Genomic DNA, 17,235 nt, shown 5'->3' on the forward strand with positions numbered 1-17,235 from the left:
CGTCAGCGCCCCGCCGTCAGCTCCTCCAGCAGGCGCTGCGGGTCGCCCTCCGCCCGGCAGACCAGGAAGCGCCCGTCGCCCAGCGGCACCGCGGCCAGCCCGGTATCCTCATAGGCCCGCAGCAGTTCCGGCCCGACCTGCCAGAAGGCATGGGCGACGCCGTTGCGCTCGCACAGGTCGCGGAAGCGCCACAGCGCGGCGATGCGGGCGTCATTGTCCCCCGCGGGATCGCCGATGCCGATCCACACCCGGTCGCGCCGGACGAAGGCAAATCCGGCCCCGCTTCCTCCTTCCGCGAAGATGGCGCCATCCGCCTGGCGTGGCGTACGCGCGCCCAGCGCCGCCAGCCGCGCCCGGGTGGCGAGGTCATAGGCCGGCACCCGGATGCGCGCCGGCCGCAGCAGCCGCAACACCGCCACCAGCATCAGCACGCCGCAGAGCCCCACGGTGAAGCGCAGCGTGTGCGGCGCCTCCTCCGAGAAGGGCACCGCCCACCAGGGGTTGTTGGCCACCGGCCCGCGCCAGGCAATCTGCGCCAGGATCAGCGCCGCCACCACGCTGGCCGCCAGCGGCACCAGGGTGCTGCCGGTCAGCGGCTCGCCGGTCAGCCGCGCGTCACGATAGAAGGCGGTGCGGAGGCAGGCCAGCAGCCCCGCCAGCGACAGGAAACCGACCGGCACGAACCATGGCTCCCCGCGCAGCAGCGTCACGATGCCGCCCAGCATCAGCAGCAGGATGCCCGAGACCCAGGCGATGCGCAGCCGCCGCACCATGCCATAGGCCACCACCAGCAACAGCGAGCCGATCAGCGAGGCGGCGAAGTGACTGGCCAGCGCCGCCCATTCCCCTGCCCATTCCGCCAGCGGCGAGCCGCGCGCCGGCAGCGCGCCGATGAACAGAAGCACCACCCCGGCCAGCCCCGAGAGCCCGGCAAGCGCCGGCCCCTCCAGCGCATCGGTCACCTGCGACTCGGCGCCCAACCGCCCCAGCAGATGCCGTCGCTGGTTCAATTCGAAGCCGGCGAACAGCACCCCCGCCAGGAAGAGGGGAATGATGTAGTAGAAGAAGCGGAACAGCAGCAGCGCGCCGATCACCTGCGGCGCCGGCGCATAGGGCTGCAGCCCGATCAGCACCGCGCTGTCGAACACGCCGAGCCCGCCCGGCACATTGGCCGCCAGCCCCGCCGCATAGGCCGCCAAATAGATGCCGACGAAGCGGGGGAAGGTCAGCCCGTCCGCCGCCGGCAGCAGGGCGTAGAAGATCATCGCGGTGACCGCGACATCCACCCCCGCCAGCACCGTCTGCATGCAGGCCATGCGGAAGCCCGGCAGGTCGATGCGGTGGCCGAAAAGGGTAAAATGCGGCACGAAGCGCGAGAGCAGGATATAGCCTGCCACCACCCCGATCAGCGTCGCCCCTAGCCCCCGCATCACCCAGTGCGGCAGGTTCTCGGCCACCCAGGGCAGCACCTCAGGCTCCCAGATCAGCACCATGCCGCCCAACGCCATGCCGCCCAGTCCGAAGGTGAGGCTGGTGAAGGCGATGACCTTCGCGATCTCGCCTGGGCTCAGCCCCCAGGCGGCATAGAAGCGGTAGCGCACCGCCGCGCCGGAAACCGCCGCGAAGCCCAGGTTATGCGCCAGCGTATAGGCGCAGAAGGAAGCCAGCGAGGTGCGCAGATAGCTCACCGGCCGCCCCGCATAGACCGAGCCGAGCCGGTCGTAGATGGTCAGCACCCCATAGGCCAGCACGGTCCAGCCGCCCGCGATCCAGAGCGCGCTGGACGGCATGGCCGCCAGCGCCTCGCGGATCTCGGCCATGGAGAGGTGGCGCACCTCGCGCTGCACCACGAAGAGCGCACCGGCCAGCAGCAGCAGGCCGAACACGGTGGGCCCGTGCCGGCGCAGCGCGCCGAGCAGGCCCTTCACGCCGGGCTCGTCTCCGCCGCGGCCGCCTGTGGCGGACGGGCGAGCGCCTCCTCGATCAGCCGGATCGTCTCCGGCACGCCATAGGCCGCCGCCAGGGAACCGAAGCGCGGCCCCTGATCGGCCCCCACCAGCACCTGGTAGAGCGCGTTGAACCAGCCGCGCGCCACCCCCGGCGAACCGTCCTTCTGGATCTGGATGAAGGGTTCCCGCCGCCCCGCGTCATAGACCAGCGTCTGGATGCGTTCCGCCTGCGGCAGACCGTGCGGCAGGGCCTCGATCTCCCCCTGGTGCTCCCGCAGCATCGCCGCCAGCGCGAGGAAGCAGGGCCGCTCCTCCGCCGCCGGCGCGCGCGGCGTCAGCCCGGGCAGGATGAAGTCGTGCGAATAGGCCACCGCATACTCGACGAGTTGCCCCAGCAGCGGCTGGGTCTCCGGCGTGGCCTCCGGCGCGTAGTTGCGCACGAACTTCCACAGCCGCTCCGGCGTGTCCGCCGCCGAGACGGTCGCGAGGTTCATCAGCATGCCGAAGGTCAGCGGCGGCTCCGGCGTATTGGGCACCTCGCCGCCATGGATGTGCCAGTCCGGGTTGGCCGGATCGGGGTTGGCGCGGAGCTTCTCGCGGAAGGTGAGATACTCGTCGGTCGCCCGTGGGATCACGTCGAAATAGAGCCGCTTCGCCCGCCCCGGCGCCTGGTACATGAAATAGGCCAGGCTCTCCGGCGGCGCGTAGCGCAGCCACTCCTCGATGGTCAGCCCGTTCCCCTTGGACTTCGAGATCTTCTGCCCGCCCTGGTCGAGGAACAGCTCATAGGTGAAGCCCACCGGCGGCTCGCTGCCCAGCACCCGGCAGATCTGCGAGGAGAGCCGCACGCTGTCGATCAGGTCCTTGCCCGACATCTCGTAATCGACGCCGAGCGCGAACCAGCGCATCGCCCAGTCGGCCTTCCACTGCGCCTTGACATGGCCGCCCGTCACCGGCGTCTCGAAGCGCTCCCCCGTCTCCGGGTCGCGCCAGACCACGGTGCCGTCCTGCGGCCGCACCGCCTCCATCGGCACCTGCATCACCACCCCGGTGCGCGGATGCACGGGCAGGAAGGGCGAGTAGGTGGCGCGGCGGTCCGGCCCCAGCGTCGGCAGGATCACCTGCCGCACCTCCTCATGCACCGCCAGCATCCGCAGCAGCGCCGCGTCGAACCGGCCGGACCGGTAGTAGTCGGTGGCCGAGGCGAACTCGTACTCGAAGCCGAAGGCATCCAGGAAGGCGCGCAGCCGGGCGTTGTTGTGGTGCCCGAAGCTCTCATGCGTGCCGAAGGGGTCGGGGATGGCGGTCAGCGACTTGCCGAGATGCTGCCGCAGCATCTCCCCGTTGGGAACATTGTCCGGCACCTTCCGCAACCCGTCCATATCGTCCGAGAAGGCGATCAGCCGGCCCTTCAGGCCCGTCATCCGCTCGAAGGCCTTCCGCACCCAGGTGGTGCGCGCCACCTCGCCGAAGGTGCCGATATGCGGCAGCCCCGAGGGCCCGTAGCCCGTCTCGAACAGCGCCACCGCTTTCCCGGCCTGCGCGATACGATCGGCGACCTTGGCGGCTTCCTCGAAGGGCCAGGCCTTGACGGAACGGAGGGATGGATCGGCGGTCATGGCAGCCCCCTTGCCAGCGCCGGGGCGCCTGGTCAACGCGCTGCTGCGGCAAGTCAGCCCCCGGAACCTTGCGCAGCCGTCATCTTTGAGCGAACCCCTTGCCAAAGCTGGCCTTGTTCGCCTTTTGCCCCTAGTTTCCGGGCGTGTCGACCATGAAGGGCGCAGCCGGTGCCCTCCCTCCCCGCCTCCTGCTGCCCGACGCTCCGGCGCTGGTCGCGCCCGCTCCCGGCAGCGCCGTCCTGCTGACCCCGGATGGCGAGCTTTCGACGCTGCGCGCCGGCGCCGTGCCCGCCGCGCTGCGCGAGCTTGGCCCGCCGATCCTGGTGCACGCCCCCGCCACCGCGAAGCGGCTGAACCTCCCTGCCATCCCCGGCGCCTGGGACCTGCTGGAGCTCTTCGCCTTCTGCCAGCCCGCCCTGGCGGCACCGCCCACCCCCCGCGGCCTCGCTTTGGCGCTCGACCTGCCGCCGCCGGCCGATGCGGAGGCTGCTGCCGCTCTGCTGCCCGAGATCGCCACCGAACTGCTGCGCCGCCTCGCCCGCGCCCGCAACGCCCCGCTGAACCGCGATGCCGCCGCTCTCGCCGCCCGCCTGCGCGATGCCGCCGACTGGCCCTGGGCGGACTCCATCCTCGCCGCCCTCGGCCAGCCCACCGCCCGCCCCGGCCGGGACGCCCTGAAGGTCTGGCGCGCCCTGCCGGAATGGGAGGAGGCCGCCCCGCCTCCGCCGCCCGCCAGCCTGCCCGTCTCCCCCGCCGAAGCCCGCAGCCGCCTGGCCGAAATCCTCGGTGAAGGCGCCGAGCAGCGCCCCTCCCAGGCTGATTTCGCCTCCGCCGCCTCGCTCGCCTTCGCCGCCCGCGAGGCGCCCGGCGAGCCGCAGCTCGTGCTGGCCGAAGCCGGCACCGGCACCGGCAAGACGCTGGGCTATGTCGCCCCGGCCAGCCTCTGGGCCGAGCGCAACGGTGCCCCGGTCTGGATCGCCACCTACACCCGCAACCTGCAGCGCCAGCTCGACCAGGAACTGGCCCGCCTCTACCCGGAGCCGGAGGAGCGCCGCCAGCGCGTCGTCATCCGCAAGGGCCGCGAGAACTACCTCTGCCTGCTGAACTATGACGAGGCCGCCAGCGGCGCCATGCCCGGCCGCCTCGTCCCGCTGGCCCTGGTCGCCCGCTGGGCGCTGGCCACGCGCGACGGCGACCTGCTCGGCGGCGACTTCCCGGGCTGGCTGATGGAGCTCTTCCCCGCCGGCGCCATCTCCCTCCTGGCCGACCGGCGCGGCGAGTGCATCCACTCCGCCTGCCCGCACTGGAAGCGCTGCTTCGTCGAGCACTCCATCCGCCGTGCCGCCAGTGCGCATCTGGTGGTCGCCAACCATGCCCTGGTGATGGTCCAGGCCGCGCTCGGCGGCGGCGAGGACGGCCCCGCCCTGCGCTACGTCTTCGACGAGGGCCACCACCTCTTCGACGCCGCCGATGGCGCCTTCTCGGCCGAGCTCTCCGGCGCCGAGATGGCGGAGCTGCGCCGCTGGCTGCTGGGCAGCGAGGGCGGGCGCGGCCGGGCGCGCGGCCTGCGCCGCCGGCTGGAGGAGCTGCTGGCCGAACATCCTGCCCTGCTGCCCCCCCTGGAACTGGTCGAGCGCAACGCCCGCATTCTGCCCGCCCCCGGCTGGTGGGACCGCTGGGCCGCCCTGCCGCAGGCCGAGGAGCAGCGCGCCGAGGATCTCGGCGAGGCGCCGGACGACCCGCGCCCGCTTCCCGCCGCCGCGGCCTCCCCGCCCAGCCCGGCCGAAACCTTCCTCCGCGCCGTCCGCGCGCAGATCCTCGCCCGCACCGCCGAGGCCGATCCGCTCTACGACGCCGAATGCGACCTCCACCCGCTGCACGACGACCTGCCCCAGGCCGCCGCCATGCTGGAGGACGCCCTGGAGCGCCTGCGCGCACCCCTGAAACATCTGTCGAAGCTGCTGGCCGACCTGCTGGAGGACCCGGAGCAGGAGCTGGAGACCGGCGCCCGCATCCGCCTGGAAACCGCCACCCGCAGCATCGAGCGCCGCGCGCTGATGCCGCTCGCCGCCTGGACCGCCATGCTCGCCCGGCTGCGCGAGCCGTCCGCCGAGCCCGGCCAGCGCCCGACCTATGTGGACTGGTTCGCCCTCTCCCGCCGTGAGGGTCGCGACATTGATGCCGGCCTGCATCGCCACTGGCTCGATCCCACGGTGCCCTTCGCCACCCAGGTCGCCGCGCCGGCGCATGGCGTGCTGATCGCCTCGGCCACCCTGCGCGACGCCGCCCGCAAGGACCCCGAATCCGCCTGGCGCGAGGCGGAGGCGCGCACCGGCGTGCAGCACCTGCCCAGCCCCGCGATCCGCGCCGCCGTCCCCTCGCCCTTCGACTACGCCGCCAACACCCGCGCCTTCGTGGTGGAGGACATCACCCGCGACAGCCCCGGCCAGATCGCCGCCGCCATGCAGCAGCTCTTCCGGGCGGCGGGGGGCGGCGCGCTCGGCCTGTTCACCGCCATCCGCCGGCTGCGCGACGTGCATGCCCGCATCGCCCCCGCCCTGGCGGAAGCCGGCCTGCCCCTCTACGCCCAGCATGTGGACGCGATGGACAGCGCCACCCTCGTGGACATCTTCCGCGCCGAGGAGGATTCCTGCCTGCTCGGCACCGATGCCCTGCGGGACGGCGTGGATGTCCCCGGCCGCGCCCTCCGCCTGCTGGTCTTCGACCGCGTGCCCTGGCCGCGCCCTTCCATCCTGCACCGCGAGCGCCGCATTCATCTCTCCGGCGGCCGCCCCGGTGGCTATGACGACGCCATCGCCCGCCACCGGCTGCGCCAGGCCTTCGGCCGCCTGATCCGTCGCGCCGATGACCGTGGCGTCTTCGTCCTGCTCGACCCCCGCACGCCCTCCCGCCTGCTGGCCGGCCTGCCGGAGGGCGTGGTGCCGCAGCGCCTGGGTCTGGCCGAGGCGGTGCGGCAAACAGCCGCGTTCTTGTCACAAACCCCTGCGCCGCCCGGGTGTTGAACGGCGGCCTGCGCTAGGATAGGCCTGCGCCTGGAAGGAGCCCCTCGATGCAGCACCCGAAAATCCGCTTCACGGCGCAGGAGGCCCTGGTCTGCGCCATGGTGCTGATGTCCGCCGCCGATCAGCAGATGTCCGACGCCGAGCTGAACATGATGTCGCGGCTGGTCCAGGAGCTGCCGGTCTTCACCGGTTTCCGGGCGGAGGAAATCGAGCTCGTCACCGAATCCTGCCTGACCCTGCTTCGCGAGCGCGATGGGCTGGACCATGCCTGTTCGCTGATGCGCGAGGCCCTGCCGCCCCGCCTGCGCGAGACCGCCTATCTCCTGGCCTGCGAGGTCGCCGCCGCCGATGGCGATGCCACTCAGGAGGAGCTGCGTTTCCTGCAGGATTTCCGGATCGAGATGGATATCGACCGGCTGGTCGCCGGCGCCATCGAGCGCGCCGCCAAGGCCCGCTACCAGATGGTCTGAAGCCCGGGAGGGTGGCGCCCTCCCGGTTCCGTGCCGCCGGGGCCGGTGCCGCCGGCGGCCTTGGCCGCTCAGAGCGGCTTGAGGTTGGTGGCCGCGGCCTTGCCGCGCTCCATCACCACCTCGTAGCTGATCTTCTGGTTCTCCTGCAGGCCCTGCAGCCCGGCCTTCTGCACGGCGGTGATGTGGACAAAGACGTCCTTGCCGCCATCCTGCGGGACGATGAAGCCGAAGCCCTTCGTCGCGTTGAACCACTTCACGGTGCCAATCGCCATGCGATGCACTCCTCTTCGCGTCGGCAGAAGCACCAGCGCCGCTGCCATGGACCCAGCCGATGTCCCGGGACGGCTTGAAGGCGACCGGGTCTCCGGAGGCACGGCAAGGCGAGCGGAAGCGGTTGGCTGCCGATTAGTGGGGCAGATCGTTAATGGTCTGTCAACGAAAACTGCCACGCCCAGCAGCCCCGAAACGGCGAAGGGGGCGGCCCTTGCGGACCGCCCCCTCTGCAGCAACTCCGATCCGTTGAGGGATCAGAAATCCATGTCGCCCATGCCGCCCATGCCGCCCGGAGCGCCGGCCGGAGCCTTCTTCTCGGGCCGCTCGGCGATCATCGCCTCGGTGGTGATCAGCAGCGCGGCAACCGACGCGGCGTCCTGCAGCGCGGTGCGCACGACCTTGGTCGGGTCGATGATGCCGGCCGCGACGAGATCCTTGTACTCGTCGAGCTGGGCGTCATAGCCGTACTCGTAGGTGCTGTTGCGCAGCACCTCGCCGGCGACCACCGCGCCGTCCTTACCGGCGTTCTCGGCGATCTGCTTCAGCGGCACGGAGATGGCGCGGCGGACGATCTCGATGCCGACCTGCTGGTCGTTGTTCTCGCCCTTCAGCGAGGACAGCTTGTCGGCCGCGCGCAGCAGCGCCACGCCACCACCCGGCACGATGCCTTCCTCAACCGCAGCGCGGGTCGCATGCAGCGCGTCGTCGACGCGATCCTTGCGCTCCTTCACCTCGACCTCGGAGGAGCCGCCGACGCGGATGACGGCCACGCCGCCCGCCAGCTTCGCCAGGCGCTCCTGCAGCTTCTCGCGGTCGTAGTCCGAGGTGGTCTCCTCGATCTGCGCCTTGATCTGCTCCACGCGGCCCTGGATGTCCTCCTTGGCGCCGGCGCCGTCGACGATCGTGGTGTTCTCCTTCTCGATGCGGACGGTCTTCGCCTGACCGAGCATCTGGAGGGTCACGGTCTCGAGCTTGATGCCGAGGTCCTCGGAGATAACCTGGCCACCGGTCAGGATCGCGATGTCCTCGAGCATCGCCTTGCGGCGGTCACCGAAGCCCGGGGCCTTCACGGCGGCGATCTTCAGGCCACCGCGCAGCTTGTTGACGACCAGGGTCGCCAGCGCCTCGCCCTCGACATCCTCGGCCACGATGATCAGCGGGCGGCCGGACTGCACCACCGTCTCCAGCAGCGGCAGCATCGGCTGCAGCTGGGACAGCTTCTTCTCGTGGATCAGGATGTAGGGATTCTCGAGCTCGGCGATCATCTTCTCCGCATTCGTGATGAAATACGGGGAGACATAGCCGCGGTCGAACTGCATGCCCTCGACGACGTCGAGCTCGGTCTGGATGCCCTTGGCCTCCTCGACCGTGATCACGCCCTCGTTGCCGACCCGCTCCATCGCCTCGGCGATCATCTGGCCGATCTCGGACTCGCCATTGGCGGACAGCGTGCCGACCTGCGCAACCTCACCGGAGGTGGTGATCTTGCGGGTCTTCGCCTTCAGCTCCTCGACAATGACGTTCACCGCCTTGTCGACGCCGCGGCGCAGGTCCATCGGGTTCATGCCGGCGGCCACGGCCTTGGCGCCCTCGCGCACGATGGCCTGGGCCAGCACGGTCGCGGTGGTGGTGCCGTCACCGGCCAGGTCGTTCTGCTTCGAGGCCACTTCGCGCACCATCTGCGCGCCCATGTTCTCGAACTTGTCGGCCAGCTCGATTTCCTTGGCGACCGTCACACCGTCCTTGGTGATGCGGGGCGCGCCGAAGGACTTTTCGATGACGACGTTGCGGCCCTTCGGGCCCAGCGTCACCTTCACGGCGTCGGCCAGGATGTCCACGCCGCGAATCATCCGCTCGCGGGCACTGGCGCCGAACTTCACGTCCTTAGCAGCCATCGTTCTCTACCTCGTCAGCTCTGTTGGAAAGAAGGGGGGTTCGCAGGCTCAGGCCGCGATCACGCCCATCAGGTCGGATTCCTTCATGATCAGCAGGTCTTCACCGCTGATCTTGACCTCGGTGCCGGACCACTTGCCGAACAGAACGCGGTCACCGACCTGCACGTCGAGGGCGACAATCTCGCCACGCTCGTTGCGCGCGCCAGGGCCGACAGCGACGATCTCGCCTTCCTGCGGCTTCTCCTTGGCGGTGTCGGGAATGATGATGCCGCCCGCGGTCTTCTCTTCGGCGGTCACCCGACGAACGACGACGCGGTCATGCAAAGGACGAAACTTCATGGCCCTCTCCTGACGCCCTGTGTGGCGCATTCAGCGACGGTTGCCCCGCCGGGTGGGGCAAGCCTTGTTAGCACTCACCCCCGGCGAGTGCTGACGACTTAGGACGCTCTCCATTTTCCGTCAAGCGTTCAGCAGCACTCTTCTGCAATGAGTGCTAAGGCACTGGAATTTCTGGTTTTTCTTGCAGGCCCGCGCACCCCCTGTGCGATGCTCGAACTCCCACGAACGGGGAAACCGATGGCCCGGCAACCGGGCCGCCGACCAGAATGGAGACGAGTGCCCATGCTGCTGCGGGATATTGAGGCTTTCGTGCGCATCCCGGACTGGCGGCTCACCACCGCCGAGATCCTCTACCACCTGCCCGACCATCCGGGCGTGCTGCAGAGTTTCCTATGGCAGAAGTTCGACCATGCACCCGGTTTCCCGGAGTTGCACCGCTTCCTGGCCTTCTGGCAGCGCGAGATCGAAGGCCCGCTGCATTCGGTGCGGGTCGCCTCCAGCGCACTGACCCGCCCGGCCGAATTTCGGTATGCCGAGGGCCAGTTCAACCTGCACTGAGGGAGAAAGCCGGGGCTTTCGCCCCGGCGCGCTTCACAGCACCGCCAGCAACACCGCCAGGGTGGCCAGCGAGAGAACTGTCGAGAGCAGCACCGTGGCGCCCGAGCGGTCCGCGCCCGCGGCATAGCGGCGAGCCATGAAGAAGGCGTTCGCCCCGGTCGGCATCCCTGCCGCCAGCACCGCGACCGCCAGCGCCACCGGCGGCAGCCCGATCGCCCAGCCGGCCACCCAGACCAGCCCCGGCATCACCAGCAGCTTCAGCACCGTGCAAAGCAGCGCCGAGGGCCAGTCCCGCCGGGCATCGAAGGCGATCAGGCTGGCGCCCAGGCAGAACAGCGCCACCGGCGGCCCGGCCATCCCCGTCATCTCCAGGAAGCGCCGCATTACGCCCGGCAGCTCCAGCCCGGACTGGTAGATCACCAGCCCCAGCAGCACCGCCAGCACGATCGGGTTGCGCAGCACCGAGAGCACCGTGGCCTTCAGGATGCTGACGATCGGCGCGCGGGAGCTGTGCGCAATCTCCCCCACCACTGTGCCGAGCGGCAGCAGGATCAGCGAATGCAGCCCGACGATGGCCAGCAGCTGCGACAACCCGGTCGGCCCATAGGCGGCGATCACCAGCGGCACACCGATCATCCCGGTATTCCCGAAGGCGGCGTTCAGCGCGAAGGTGCCGCCCTCCGCCAGCCGCATCCGCAGCACCAGGCGGGAGAGCAGCAGCGCCAGCGCATAGGCGGTGAGGCAGCCGGAGAAGAAGGCGAGGGCCGTCGGCCCCCCATTCGGGTGCGGCGTGGTGGCGCCGTTCAGCAGCAGCGCCGGCATGGCGAGGCGGAAGACGAAGTCCGTCATGCCCCGCAGCGCCTCCTCGGAGATCCAGCGGCGCCGGGCGGAGATGTAGCCGATCCCGATCAGCGCGAAGATCGGCGCCACGACGTTCAGCAGCGTGTACATGGTGCAGCCATTCCGGGCCGGCCCGCGCGGGGCCGCGCCCGGCCTCTCACGGGCGCAGCAGGCCTTCGACGAACTCCGGCAGCCAGGGCTGCCGCGCGCGGGTGGTCCGCGCCGCCTGCAGGATGGCGCGCACCTGCGCCACCGTCTCATGGAAGTCGTGGTTCACCAGGACATGGTCGAAATCGGCCCAGTGGCTGATCTCGTCGCGGGCGGCGTTCATGCGGCGGGCAATCTCTTCAGGGGAGTCCTGCCCCCGTCCATGCAAGCGCCGTTCCAGTTCCGCGAGGCTGGGAGGCAGCAGGAAAACGCCCAGCACGTCGCCCGGCAACGCCGTCCGCAGCAGCCGGTGCCCCTGCCAGTCGATGTCGAACAGCACGTCCCGCCCCGTGGCCAGCGCCTCCTCCACCGGCGCGCGCGGCGTGCCGTAGCGCCGGCCGAAGACATTGGCGCTCTCCAGCATCGCGCCTTCCGCCTCCATCGCCGCGAACTGCTCCGGCGTGCGGAAGAAATAATGCACCCCCTCCTGCTCACCGGGCCGCGGAGCCCGCGTGGTGGCGCTCACCGAAAGCTTCAGCTCCGGCTCGCGTTCCAGCAGCGCCCGGCTGACGGAGGACTTCCCCGCCCCGGAGGGCGCCGAGAGCACCAGGCAAAGCCCGCGTCGGGAGATCCGGTTCATTCGACGTTCGCCGCCTGCTCGCGCAGCCGCTCGATGGCGGCCTTCAGCTCCAGGGAAAGCCGGGTCAGCGCCAGGCTGGCCGACTTGGCCCCCAGGGTGTTCGATTCGCGCCCGAACTCCTGCGTCAGGAATTCCAGCCGCCGCCCCACCGCGCTCTCCTCTCCCAGCAGCGCCCGCGCCGCCTCCACGTGAGCGGCAAGCCGGTCCAGCTCCTCCCGCACATCGGACTTCTGTGCCAGCAGCGCCACCTCGACGGCCAGCCGCTCCTCCGGCACCCGGTTGTCACCATCCAGCAGCTCCGCCAGGGCGGCCTGTAGCCGGGCCCGGTGCGCGGCGGGCTGGCTCGCCGCCTCGGCGGCCGCCGCCTCCCGCAGGCTGCCGATCTCGTCCAGCAGCGTGCCCAGGATGCCCGTCAGCTTCTCGCCCTCCGCCCGGCGCATCTCCGACAGCGCCTCCAGTGCCACGCCGAAGCCGGCTGCCAGCGCGGCGTGGCGCGCTTCCTCCTCGCCCTCCTGCGGCTCGGCCGACTCGGCCCGTAGTACGCCGGGAAAGCCGAGCACCGCCTCCGCCCGCGGCGGCGGGCAGCCTGGAATGCGCGCCGCCACCATGACCGCGAGGGCGATCGCCTGCTCCAGCGCCGCCGGGTCAGGGGTCAGGCGTGGCGCCCGCTCCTCGCGCTTCAGCGTCAGGGTGGCGGAGATATTGCCGCGCCGGAACCGCGCGGTGGCGGCCTCGCGCAGTGGCGCCTCCAGCCGGTCCAGCCCGGCAGGCAGGCGCAGGCGCACATCCAGCCCGCGCCCGTTGACGCTGCGCAATTCCCACACGAAACCCGTGCCATCCGGCAGGGTGCCCGCATGCCGGGCGAAGCCGGTCATCGACGAGAGAGCCATGCCCGGCCTTCTCTTCCCCTCTGCGGCAGGATGCAAGCCATGGCGCACACGGCCTGGACACAGATCGCCATCACCGGCGCCTCCTCCGGCCTCGGCCGGGCCCTCGCGCTGGCCTGCGCCCGCCCCGGGGTGACGCTGCACCTCGCCGCGCGCAACACCACCCGCCTGGCCGAAGCCGCCGCAGCCTGCCGCGCCGCCGGCGCCAGCACGACCGAAACCTGCCTCGACGTCCGCGACGCCCCCGGCGCCGAGGCCTGGATCACCGGCATCCCCCATCTCGACCTGCTGATCGCCAATGCCGGCATCTCCGGCGGCACCGGCGGCGCCACTGAGCCCGCAGGCCAGATCCGCGCCATCTTCGAGACCAATGTCACCGGCGTGCTGAACACCGCCCTCCCCGCCATGGCGTGCATGGCCGGGCAGCCCCCCGGCCCCGACGGCCTGCGCGGCCGCATCGCGGTGATCGCCTCCGTCGCCGCCTTCGTCGCCGCGCCAGGTGCCGCCGCCTACTGCGCCAGCAAGGCGGCGGTGCAGCGCTGGGCCGAGGCCGCCGACGCCACCGAGCGCCACCGCGGCATCCGCCTGCACGCCGTCTGCCCCGGCTATGTCCGCACCCCCATGACGGCGGTCAACGAATTCCCCATGCCCTTCCTGATGGATGCCGAGGAGGCCGCCCGCCGCACCCTGGCCGGCATCGCCGCAGGGCGCACCCGCGTGGCCTTCCCCTGGCCCACCTATCTGATGGCGCGCCTCGCGGGGGCGCTGCCACTCGGCCTGCGGGCGGCGCTGGCGGCCCGCCTCCCGGCCAAGCACGTGACCCAGGCGTAGAGAAAGGCCGGGGCAAAGAATTCCCCCCGGACCCCCATCTCTTTCCTTTCGGTTGGGGCCGTGCTGGCCGCCACGCAGCGCCCGGCACAAGAACCGGGCGGCTTCAGCCCCGGCGCAACCGCGCTCCACCCGTGCTACGAAACTGGCAGAAAAGAAGAAGAGGGGGTTTGGGGGAGAATTCTTTCTCCCCCAATGCCCCCGGGCGCGCCGCCCAACCGGATCAGGGCGCGCTGCGCTGCCGTTCCAGCGCCCGCCAGCGCGCCACGTTGCGGTTGTGCTCCTGCAGCGTGCTGGCGAAGGCGTGCCCCCCCGAGCCGTCGGCCACGAAGTACAGTTCATCCGTCTCCATCGGCTTCAGCACCGCGCGCAGCGCCGCAACGCCCGGGCTGGCGATGGGTCCCGGCGGCAGGCCCCGGTTCCGGTAGGTGTTGAAGGGGTGGTCCATGTCCAGGTCCGCCCGCGTCAGCGGCCGGTCCAGCACCCCGCCATCGGCAGCGGCATAGGCAACGGTTGGATCGGACTGCAGCGGCATGTTGCGCTTCAAGCGGTTGACGAACACCGCCGCCACCCGCGCCCGCTCCTCCGGTTTGCCGGTCTCCCGCTCGACGATCGAGGCCAGGATCAACGCCTCCCGCGGCGTCTTCAGCGGCAGGTCGGGCGCGCGCTCCTTCCAGAGCCGGTCCAGCGTCTCGCGCATCGCCGTGGCGGCGCGCCGGACCACCGAAGCCCGGCTGTCTCCCCAGCTATAGGCATAGGTCTCGGGCAGCAATTCGCCCTCGTCGACGGCCGGTACATCCCCGAACAGTCCCGCCGCCTGCTCCAGCATGTCCACCATCTGGCGGGCGGTCAGTCCCTCCGGCAGGGTCACCATCCGCTGCACCGGCCGGGCGGTGCGCAGCACTTCCAGCACCTGCCGCAACGAGGCATGGGCGGGGAACAGGTACTCGCCGGCCCGCAGCGGCCCCTGCTTGCGGGTCAGCCACACCGCGGCGGCGAAGATGCGGGGGTCCCGGATCACGCCGCTCTCGCCGAGGGCCATGCCGACCGCCTGGGTGCCGCTGCCGCGCTCCACCACGACGGCGGTGGCCTCCGGCAGAGGCCCCGGCTGCTGCCAGGCCCGCCAGGCCCACCAGGCGCCGCCACTTCCTGCCAGGACAAGCAGCAACAGCAGAACCAGGAGGAATTTCCGCATGATCCGCCCCTGTCAGAGTGGTGCCGGCCCAGAGACGACAAAGCCTCCGGCCGCCCGCGCCTTCACCGCGCCGGCCGCCGAAGGCTGGAAGCCGCGGCCGGGAGGGCGGCGCCCTCCCATGCCTGGCGCCACCCCTTGCTCAGGGCGCCTTGCGGAACAGGATGCTCGCGTTGGTGCCGCCAAAGCCGAAGCTGTTGGACAGCGCCACCTCGATCTTCCGTTCCTGCGGCTCCAGCGCCACGCGGTCGATCACGCTCTCCCGCGACGGCTTGCGCAGGTTCAGCGTCGGCGGCGCGACGCTGTCGCGGATCGCCAGGATCGAGAACACGCCCTCCACCGCGCCGGCGGCGCCGAGCAGGTGCCCGATGGCCGACTTGGTCGAGGACATGGCGAGGCCCTTCGCCGCATCGCCGAACATCCGCTCCACCGCCTCCAGCTCCAGGTCGTCACCCATTGGCGTGGAGGTGCCATGGGCATTGACGTACTGAACCTGGCCGGGGCTGATCGCCGCATCCTTGAAGGCTGCCTTCATGGCGCGGAAGGCGCCGTCATGGCCCTCGGCCGGCGCGGTGATGTGGTAGGCATCGCCCGACATGCCGTAGCCGATCACCTCGGCATAGATCTTGGCGCCGCGCTTCTTGGCGTGCTCGTACTCCTCGAGCACCAGAATGCCGGCGCCCTCGCCCATGACGAAGCCGTCGCGGCCCTCGTCCCAGGGGCGCGAGGCCTCCTGCGGTGTGTCGTTGTAGCCGGTGGAAAGCGCCCGGGCGGCACAGAACCCGGCCATGCCGATGTCACTGATGGCCGCCTCGGTACCGCCAGCCACCATCACGTCGGCATCGCCGAGCGCGATCAGCCGCGCGGCGTCGCCGAGCGCGTGCACACCCGTCGCGCAGGCGGTCACCACCGCATGGTTCGGCCCCTTGAAGCCGTATTTGATCGAGACATGGCCGGAGGCCAGGTTGATCAGCGCGGAGGGAATGAAGAAGGGCGACAGGCGCCGCGCCTTGCCGGCGGCGACGAGCTGCGCATTCTCCGCAATCGCCGGCAGGCCGCCGATGCCGGAGCCGATCATCACGCCGGTGACGTTCCGGTCGTCCTCGGTCTGCGGCACCCAGCCCGAATCCTCGACCGCCTCGGTGGCCGCCACCAGCGCGAGCTGGATGAAGCGGTCCATCTTCTTCTGGTCCTTGACCGGGATCCACTCGTTGAAGTCGAGCTTGCCCTCCGTCTTCGGGCCGGAAGGTACCTCGCCGGCGATTCGTGCCGGCAGGTCCTTGGCGTCGAAGAGAGTGATCGGGCTGATGCCGCTTTCGCTGGCCAGCATCCGCTGCCACACATGCGGCACGCCGACGCCGAGTGGGCAAGCAATGCCCATCCCGGTGACGACGACACGCCGCGGCGTCGTCAGAGAACCGAACACGCGTTATCTCTCCCTGGGAGGCGCCGCTGAAAGGCCCTCAGGCGGCCTTCTGCGCCTCGATATAGTCGATCGCGTCCTTCACGGTCGTGATCTTCTCGGCGGCATCGTCCGGAATCTCGACGCCGAACGCCTCCTCGAAGGCCATGACCAGCTCAACGGTGTCGAGGCTGTCGGCGCCCAGGTCGTCGATGAACGACGCCTCGGGCGTCACCTTGCTCTCCTCGACGCCGAGGTGCTCGACAACGATCTTCTTCACCTTCTCGGCGGTATCGCTCATCGCCCGAGTCTCTCCTGCTTGCAGACGCTGCCGGGTTCCGGGAGGAGCCTATCCCCGCCCTCGGCCGGCGCGGCATTAACACGGAAGCAAGCCGGGGAACAGATGACCCGGCCTTCCCGTTTCAGGTCATCGCCATCCCGCCATTCACATGGAGGGTCGACCCCGTCACCCATCCGGCCGCGTCAGAGGCCAGATAGGCAACCGCGGCCGCGATGTCAGCGGCCTCGCCCATGCGGCCGAGCGGAATTCGCTCCATCAGCCGCGCCTTCTGGGCGTCATTCAGCGAATCGGTCATCGGCGTGCGGATGAAGCCCGGCGCCACCACGTTGACCGTGATGTTGCGCGCGGCCAGTTCCTGCGCCAGCGCCTTGCTCATGCCGATCAGCCCGGCCTTGGCGGCGGCGTAGTTCGCCTGCCCCGCATTGCCGGTGATGCCCGAGATCGAGCCGATCGAGATGATCCGCCCGCTGCGGCGCTTCATCATGCCGCGCATGGCCGCGCGCGCCAGCCGGAAGGGGGCGGCGAGATCGACCTCCAGCACGTCGGCCCAGTCCTTGTCGGACATCCGCATGGCCAGCCCGTCGCGGGTGAAGCCGGCATTGTTGATCAGGATGTCGAGCTGGCCGAAGGCCTTCTCCACCTGCTCCACCAGCGCCTGCGGCGCGGCGGGGTCGGAGAGGTCGGCCGGCGCCACCATCACCCCCTCGCCAAGCTCCGCCGCCAGGGCTTCCAGCACCTCGCGCCGGGTGCCGGAGAGCGCCACCCGGGCGCCCTGCCGGTGCAGCGCGCGGGCGATTTCCGCCCCGATTCCGCCCGTGGCGCCCGTCACCAGCGCCACCTTTCCGTCCAGTCCGAACATTTCCGCGGGCGTC

The 17,235-nt window shown here is 70.8% G+C and carries 16 protein-coding genes; 4 read left to right on the plus strand and 12 right to left on the minus strand.

Annotated features, from left to right (window positions below):
- Nucleotides 1-2: 2 nt before the first annotated feature.
- The gene (locus QMO56_RS01325) at nt 3-1,928 is read right to left on the minus strand and encodes a phosphatidylglycerol lysyltransferase domain-containing protein (RefSeq protein ID WP_283523217.1); all 1,926 of its coding nucleotides are present in this window, start codon (nt 1,926-1,928) and stop codon (nt 3-5) included.
- Nucleotides 1,925-3,568, minus strand: coding sequence for a lysine--tRNA ligase (locus QMO56_RS01330; RefSeq protein WP_283523218.1), 1,644 nt, complete (start codon nt 3,566-3,568; stop codon nt 1,925-1,927). The genes QMO56_RS01325 and QMO56_RS01330 overlap by 4 nt, the downstream gene beginning before the upstream one ends.
- Before the next feature lie 152 nt (nt 3,569-3,720).
- Between QMO56_RS01330 and QMO56_RS01335 the strand changes: the two genes are divergently transcribed.
- Both QMO56_RS01335 and QMO56_RS01340 read left to right on the plus strand, forming a co-directional pair.
- Nucleotides 3,721-6,591, plus strand: coding sequence for an ATP-dependent DNA helicase (locus QMO56_RS01335; protein ID WP_283523219.1), 2,871 nt, complete (start codon nt 3,721-3,723; stop codon nt 6,589-6,591).
- A gap of 47 nt (nt 6,592-6,638) precedes the next feature.
- Nucleotides 6,639-7,061 (plus strand): tellurite resistance TerB family protein, encoded by a 423-nt coding sequence (locus QMO56_RS01340; protein WP_283523220.1) that lies wholly within the window; start codon nt 6,639-6,641, stop codon nt 7,059-7,061.
- Between the two features lie 68 nt (nt 7,062-7,129).
- Here QMO56_RS01340 and QMO56_RS01345 read toward each other — a convergent pair whose 3' ends face one another.
- From QMO56_RS01345 to groES, 3 genes are all read right to left on the minus strand, one after another.
- Nucleotides 7,130-7,333: a cold-shock protein gene (locus QMO56_RS01345; protein ID WP_283523221.1), complete on the minus strand. Its 204-nt coding sequence runs from the start codon at nt 7,331-7,333 to the stop codon at nt 7,130-7,132.
- Nucleotides 7,334-7,588: 255 nt separating this feature from the next.
- Nucleotides 7,589-9,229 (minus strand): chaperonin GroEL, encoded by a 1,641-nt coding sequence (gene groL / locus QMO56_RS01350; RefSeq protein WP_283523222.1) that lies wholly within the window; start codon nt 9,227-9,229, stop codon nt 7,589-7,591.
- Between the two features lie 48 nt (nt 9,230-9,277).
- Entirely contained in the window at nt 9,278-9,568 is a 291-nt protein-coding gene (groES, locus tag QMO56_RS01355; protein ID WP_283523223.1) for a co-chaperone GroES, read from the minus strand.
- A 282-nt stretch (nt 9,569-9,850) separates the two neighbouring features.
- Here groES and QMO56_RS01360 point away from each other — a divergent pair, with 282 nt between their 5' ends.
- Entirely contained in the window at nt 9,851-10,126 is a 276-nt protein-coding gene (locus tag QMO56_RS01360) for an usg protein (RefSeq protein WP_283523224.1), read from the plus strand.
- A 33-nt stretch (nt 10,127-10,159) separates the two neighbouring features.
- On the opposite strand, the gene QMO56_RS01365 is transcribed toward QMO56_RS01360, so the two are convergent.
- The 3 genes from QMO56_RS01365 to QMO56_RS01375 are packed head-to-tail and all read right to left on the minus strand — an operon-like array spanning nt 10,160 to nt 12,643.
- Nucleotides 10,160-11,077, minus strand: coding sequence for an AEC family transporter (locus QMO56_RS01365; RefSeq protein ID WP_283523225.1), 918 nt, complete (start codon nt 11,075-11,077; stop codon nt 10,160-10,162).
- A 46-nt stretch (nt 11,078-11,123) separates the two neighbouring features.
- The gene (gmk, locus tag QMO56_RS01370) at nt 11,124-11,753 is read right to left on the minus strand and encodes a guanylate kinase (RefSeq protein ID WP_283523226.1); all 630 of its coding nucleotides are present in this window, start codon (nt 11,751-11,753) and stop codon (nt 11,124-11,126) included.
- Nucleotides 11,750-12,643, minus strand: a complete 894-nt coding sequence (locus QMO56_RS01375; RefSeq protein ID WP_283523227.1) for a YicC/YloC family endoribonuclease — start codon at nt 12,641-12,643, stop codon at nt 11,750-11,752. The genes gmk and QMO56_RS01375 overlap by 4 nt, the downstream gene beginning before the upstream one ends.
- A gap of 39 nt (nt 12,644-12,682) precedes the next feature.
- On the opposite strand from QMO56_RS01375, the gene QMO56_RS01380 reads away from it, so the two are divergent.
- The gene (locus QMO56_RS01380) at nt 12,683-13,471 is read left to right on the plus strand and encodes an SDR family NAD(P)-dependent oxidoreductase (RefSeq protein ID WP_349362330.1); all 789 of its coding nucleotides are present in this window, start codon (nt 12,683-12,685) and stop codon (nt 13,469-13,471) included.
- Between the two features lie 220 nt (nt 13,472-13,691).
- On the opposite strand, the gene mltG is transcribed toward QMO56_RS01380, so the two are convergent.
- The 4 genes from mltG to fabG all read right to left on the minus strand — a co-directional run bounded on the left by mltG (nt 13,692) and on the right by fabG (nt 17,222).
- Nucleotides 13,692-14,663 carry an endolytic transglycosylase MltG gene (gene mltG / locus QMO56_RS01385; protein WP_283523230.1) on the minus strand — a complete coding sequence of 324 codons (972 nt, stop codon included), beginning with the start codon at nt 14,661-14,663 and terminating at the stop codon, nt 13,692-13,694.
- A 139-nt stretch (nt 14,664-14,802) separates the two neighbouring features.
- Complete coding sequence (gene fabF, locus QMO56_RS01390; RefSeq protein WP_283523232.1) at nt 14,803-16,086, minus strand: beta-ketoacyl-ACP synthase II; 1,284 nt, start codon at nt 16,084-16,086, stop codon at nt 14,803-14,805.
- A gap of 37 nt (nt 16,087-16,123) precedes the next feature.
- On the minus strand, nt 16,124-16,363 hold the full coding sequence (locus tag QMO56_RS01395) for an acyl carrier protein (RefSeq protein WP_160936856.1): 240 nt from the start codon (nt 16,361-16,363) through the stop codon (nt 16,124-16,126).
- Between the two features lie 121 nt (nt 16,364-16,484).
- Complete coding sequence (gene fabG / locus QMO56_RS01400; protein WP_283523233.1) at nt 16,485-17,222, minus strand: 3-oxoacyl-[acyl-carrier-protein] reductase; 738 nt, start codon at nt 17,220-17,222, stop codon at nt 16,485-16,487.
- Nucleotides 17,223-17,235: the final 13 nt, after the last annotated feature.

Source organism: Roseomonas sp. E05, assembly GCF_030063475.1.
GTDB lineage: Bacteria > Pseudomonadota > Alphaproteobacteria > Acetobacterales > Acetobacteraceae > Pseudoroseomonas.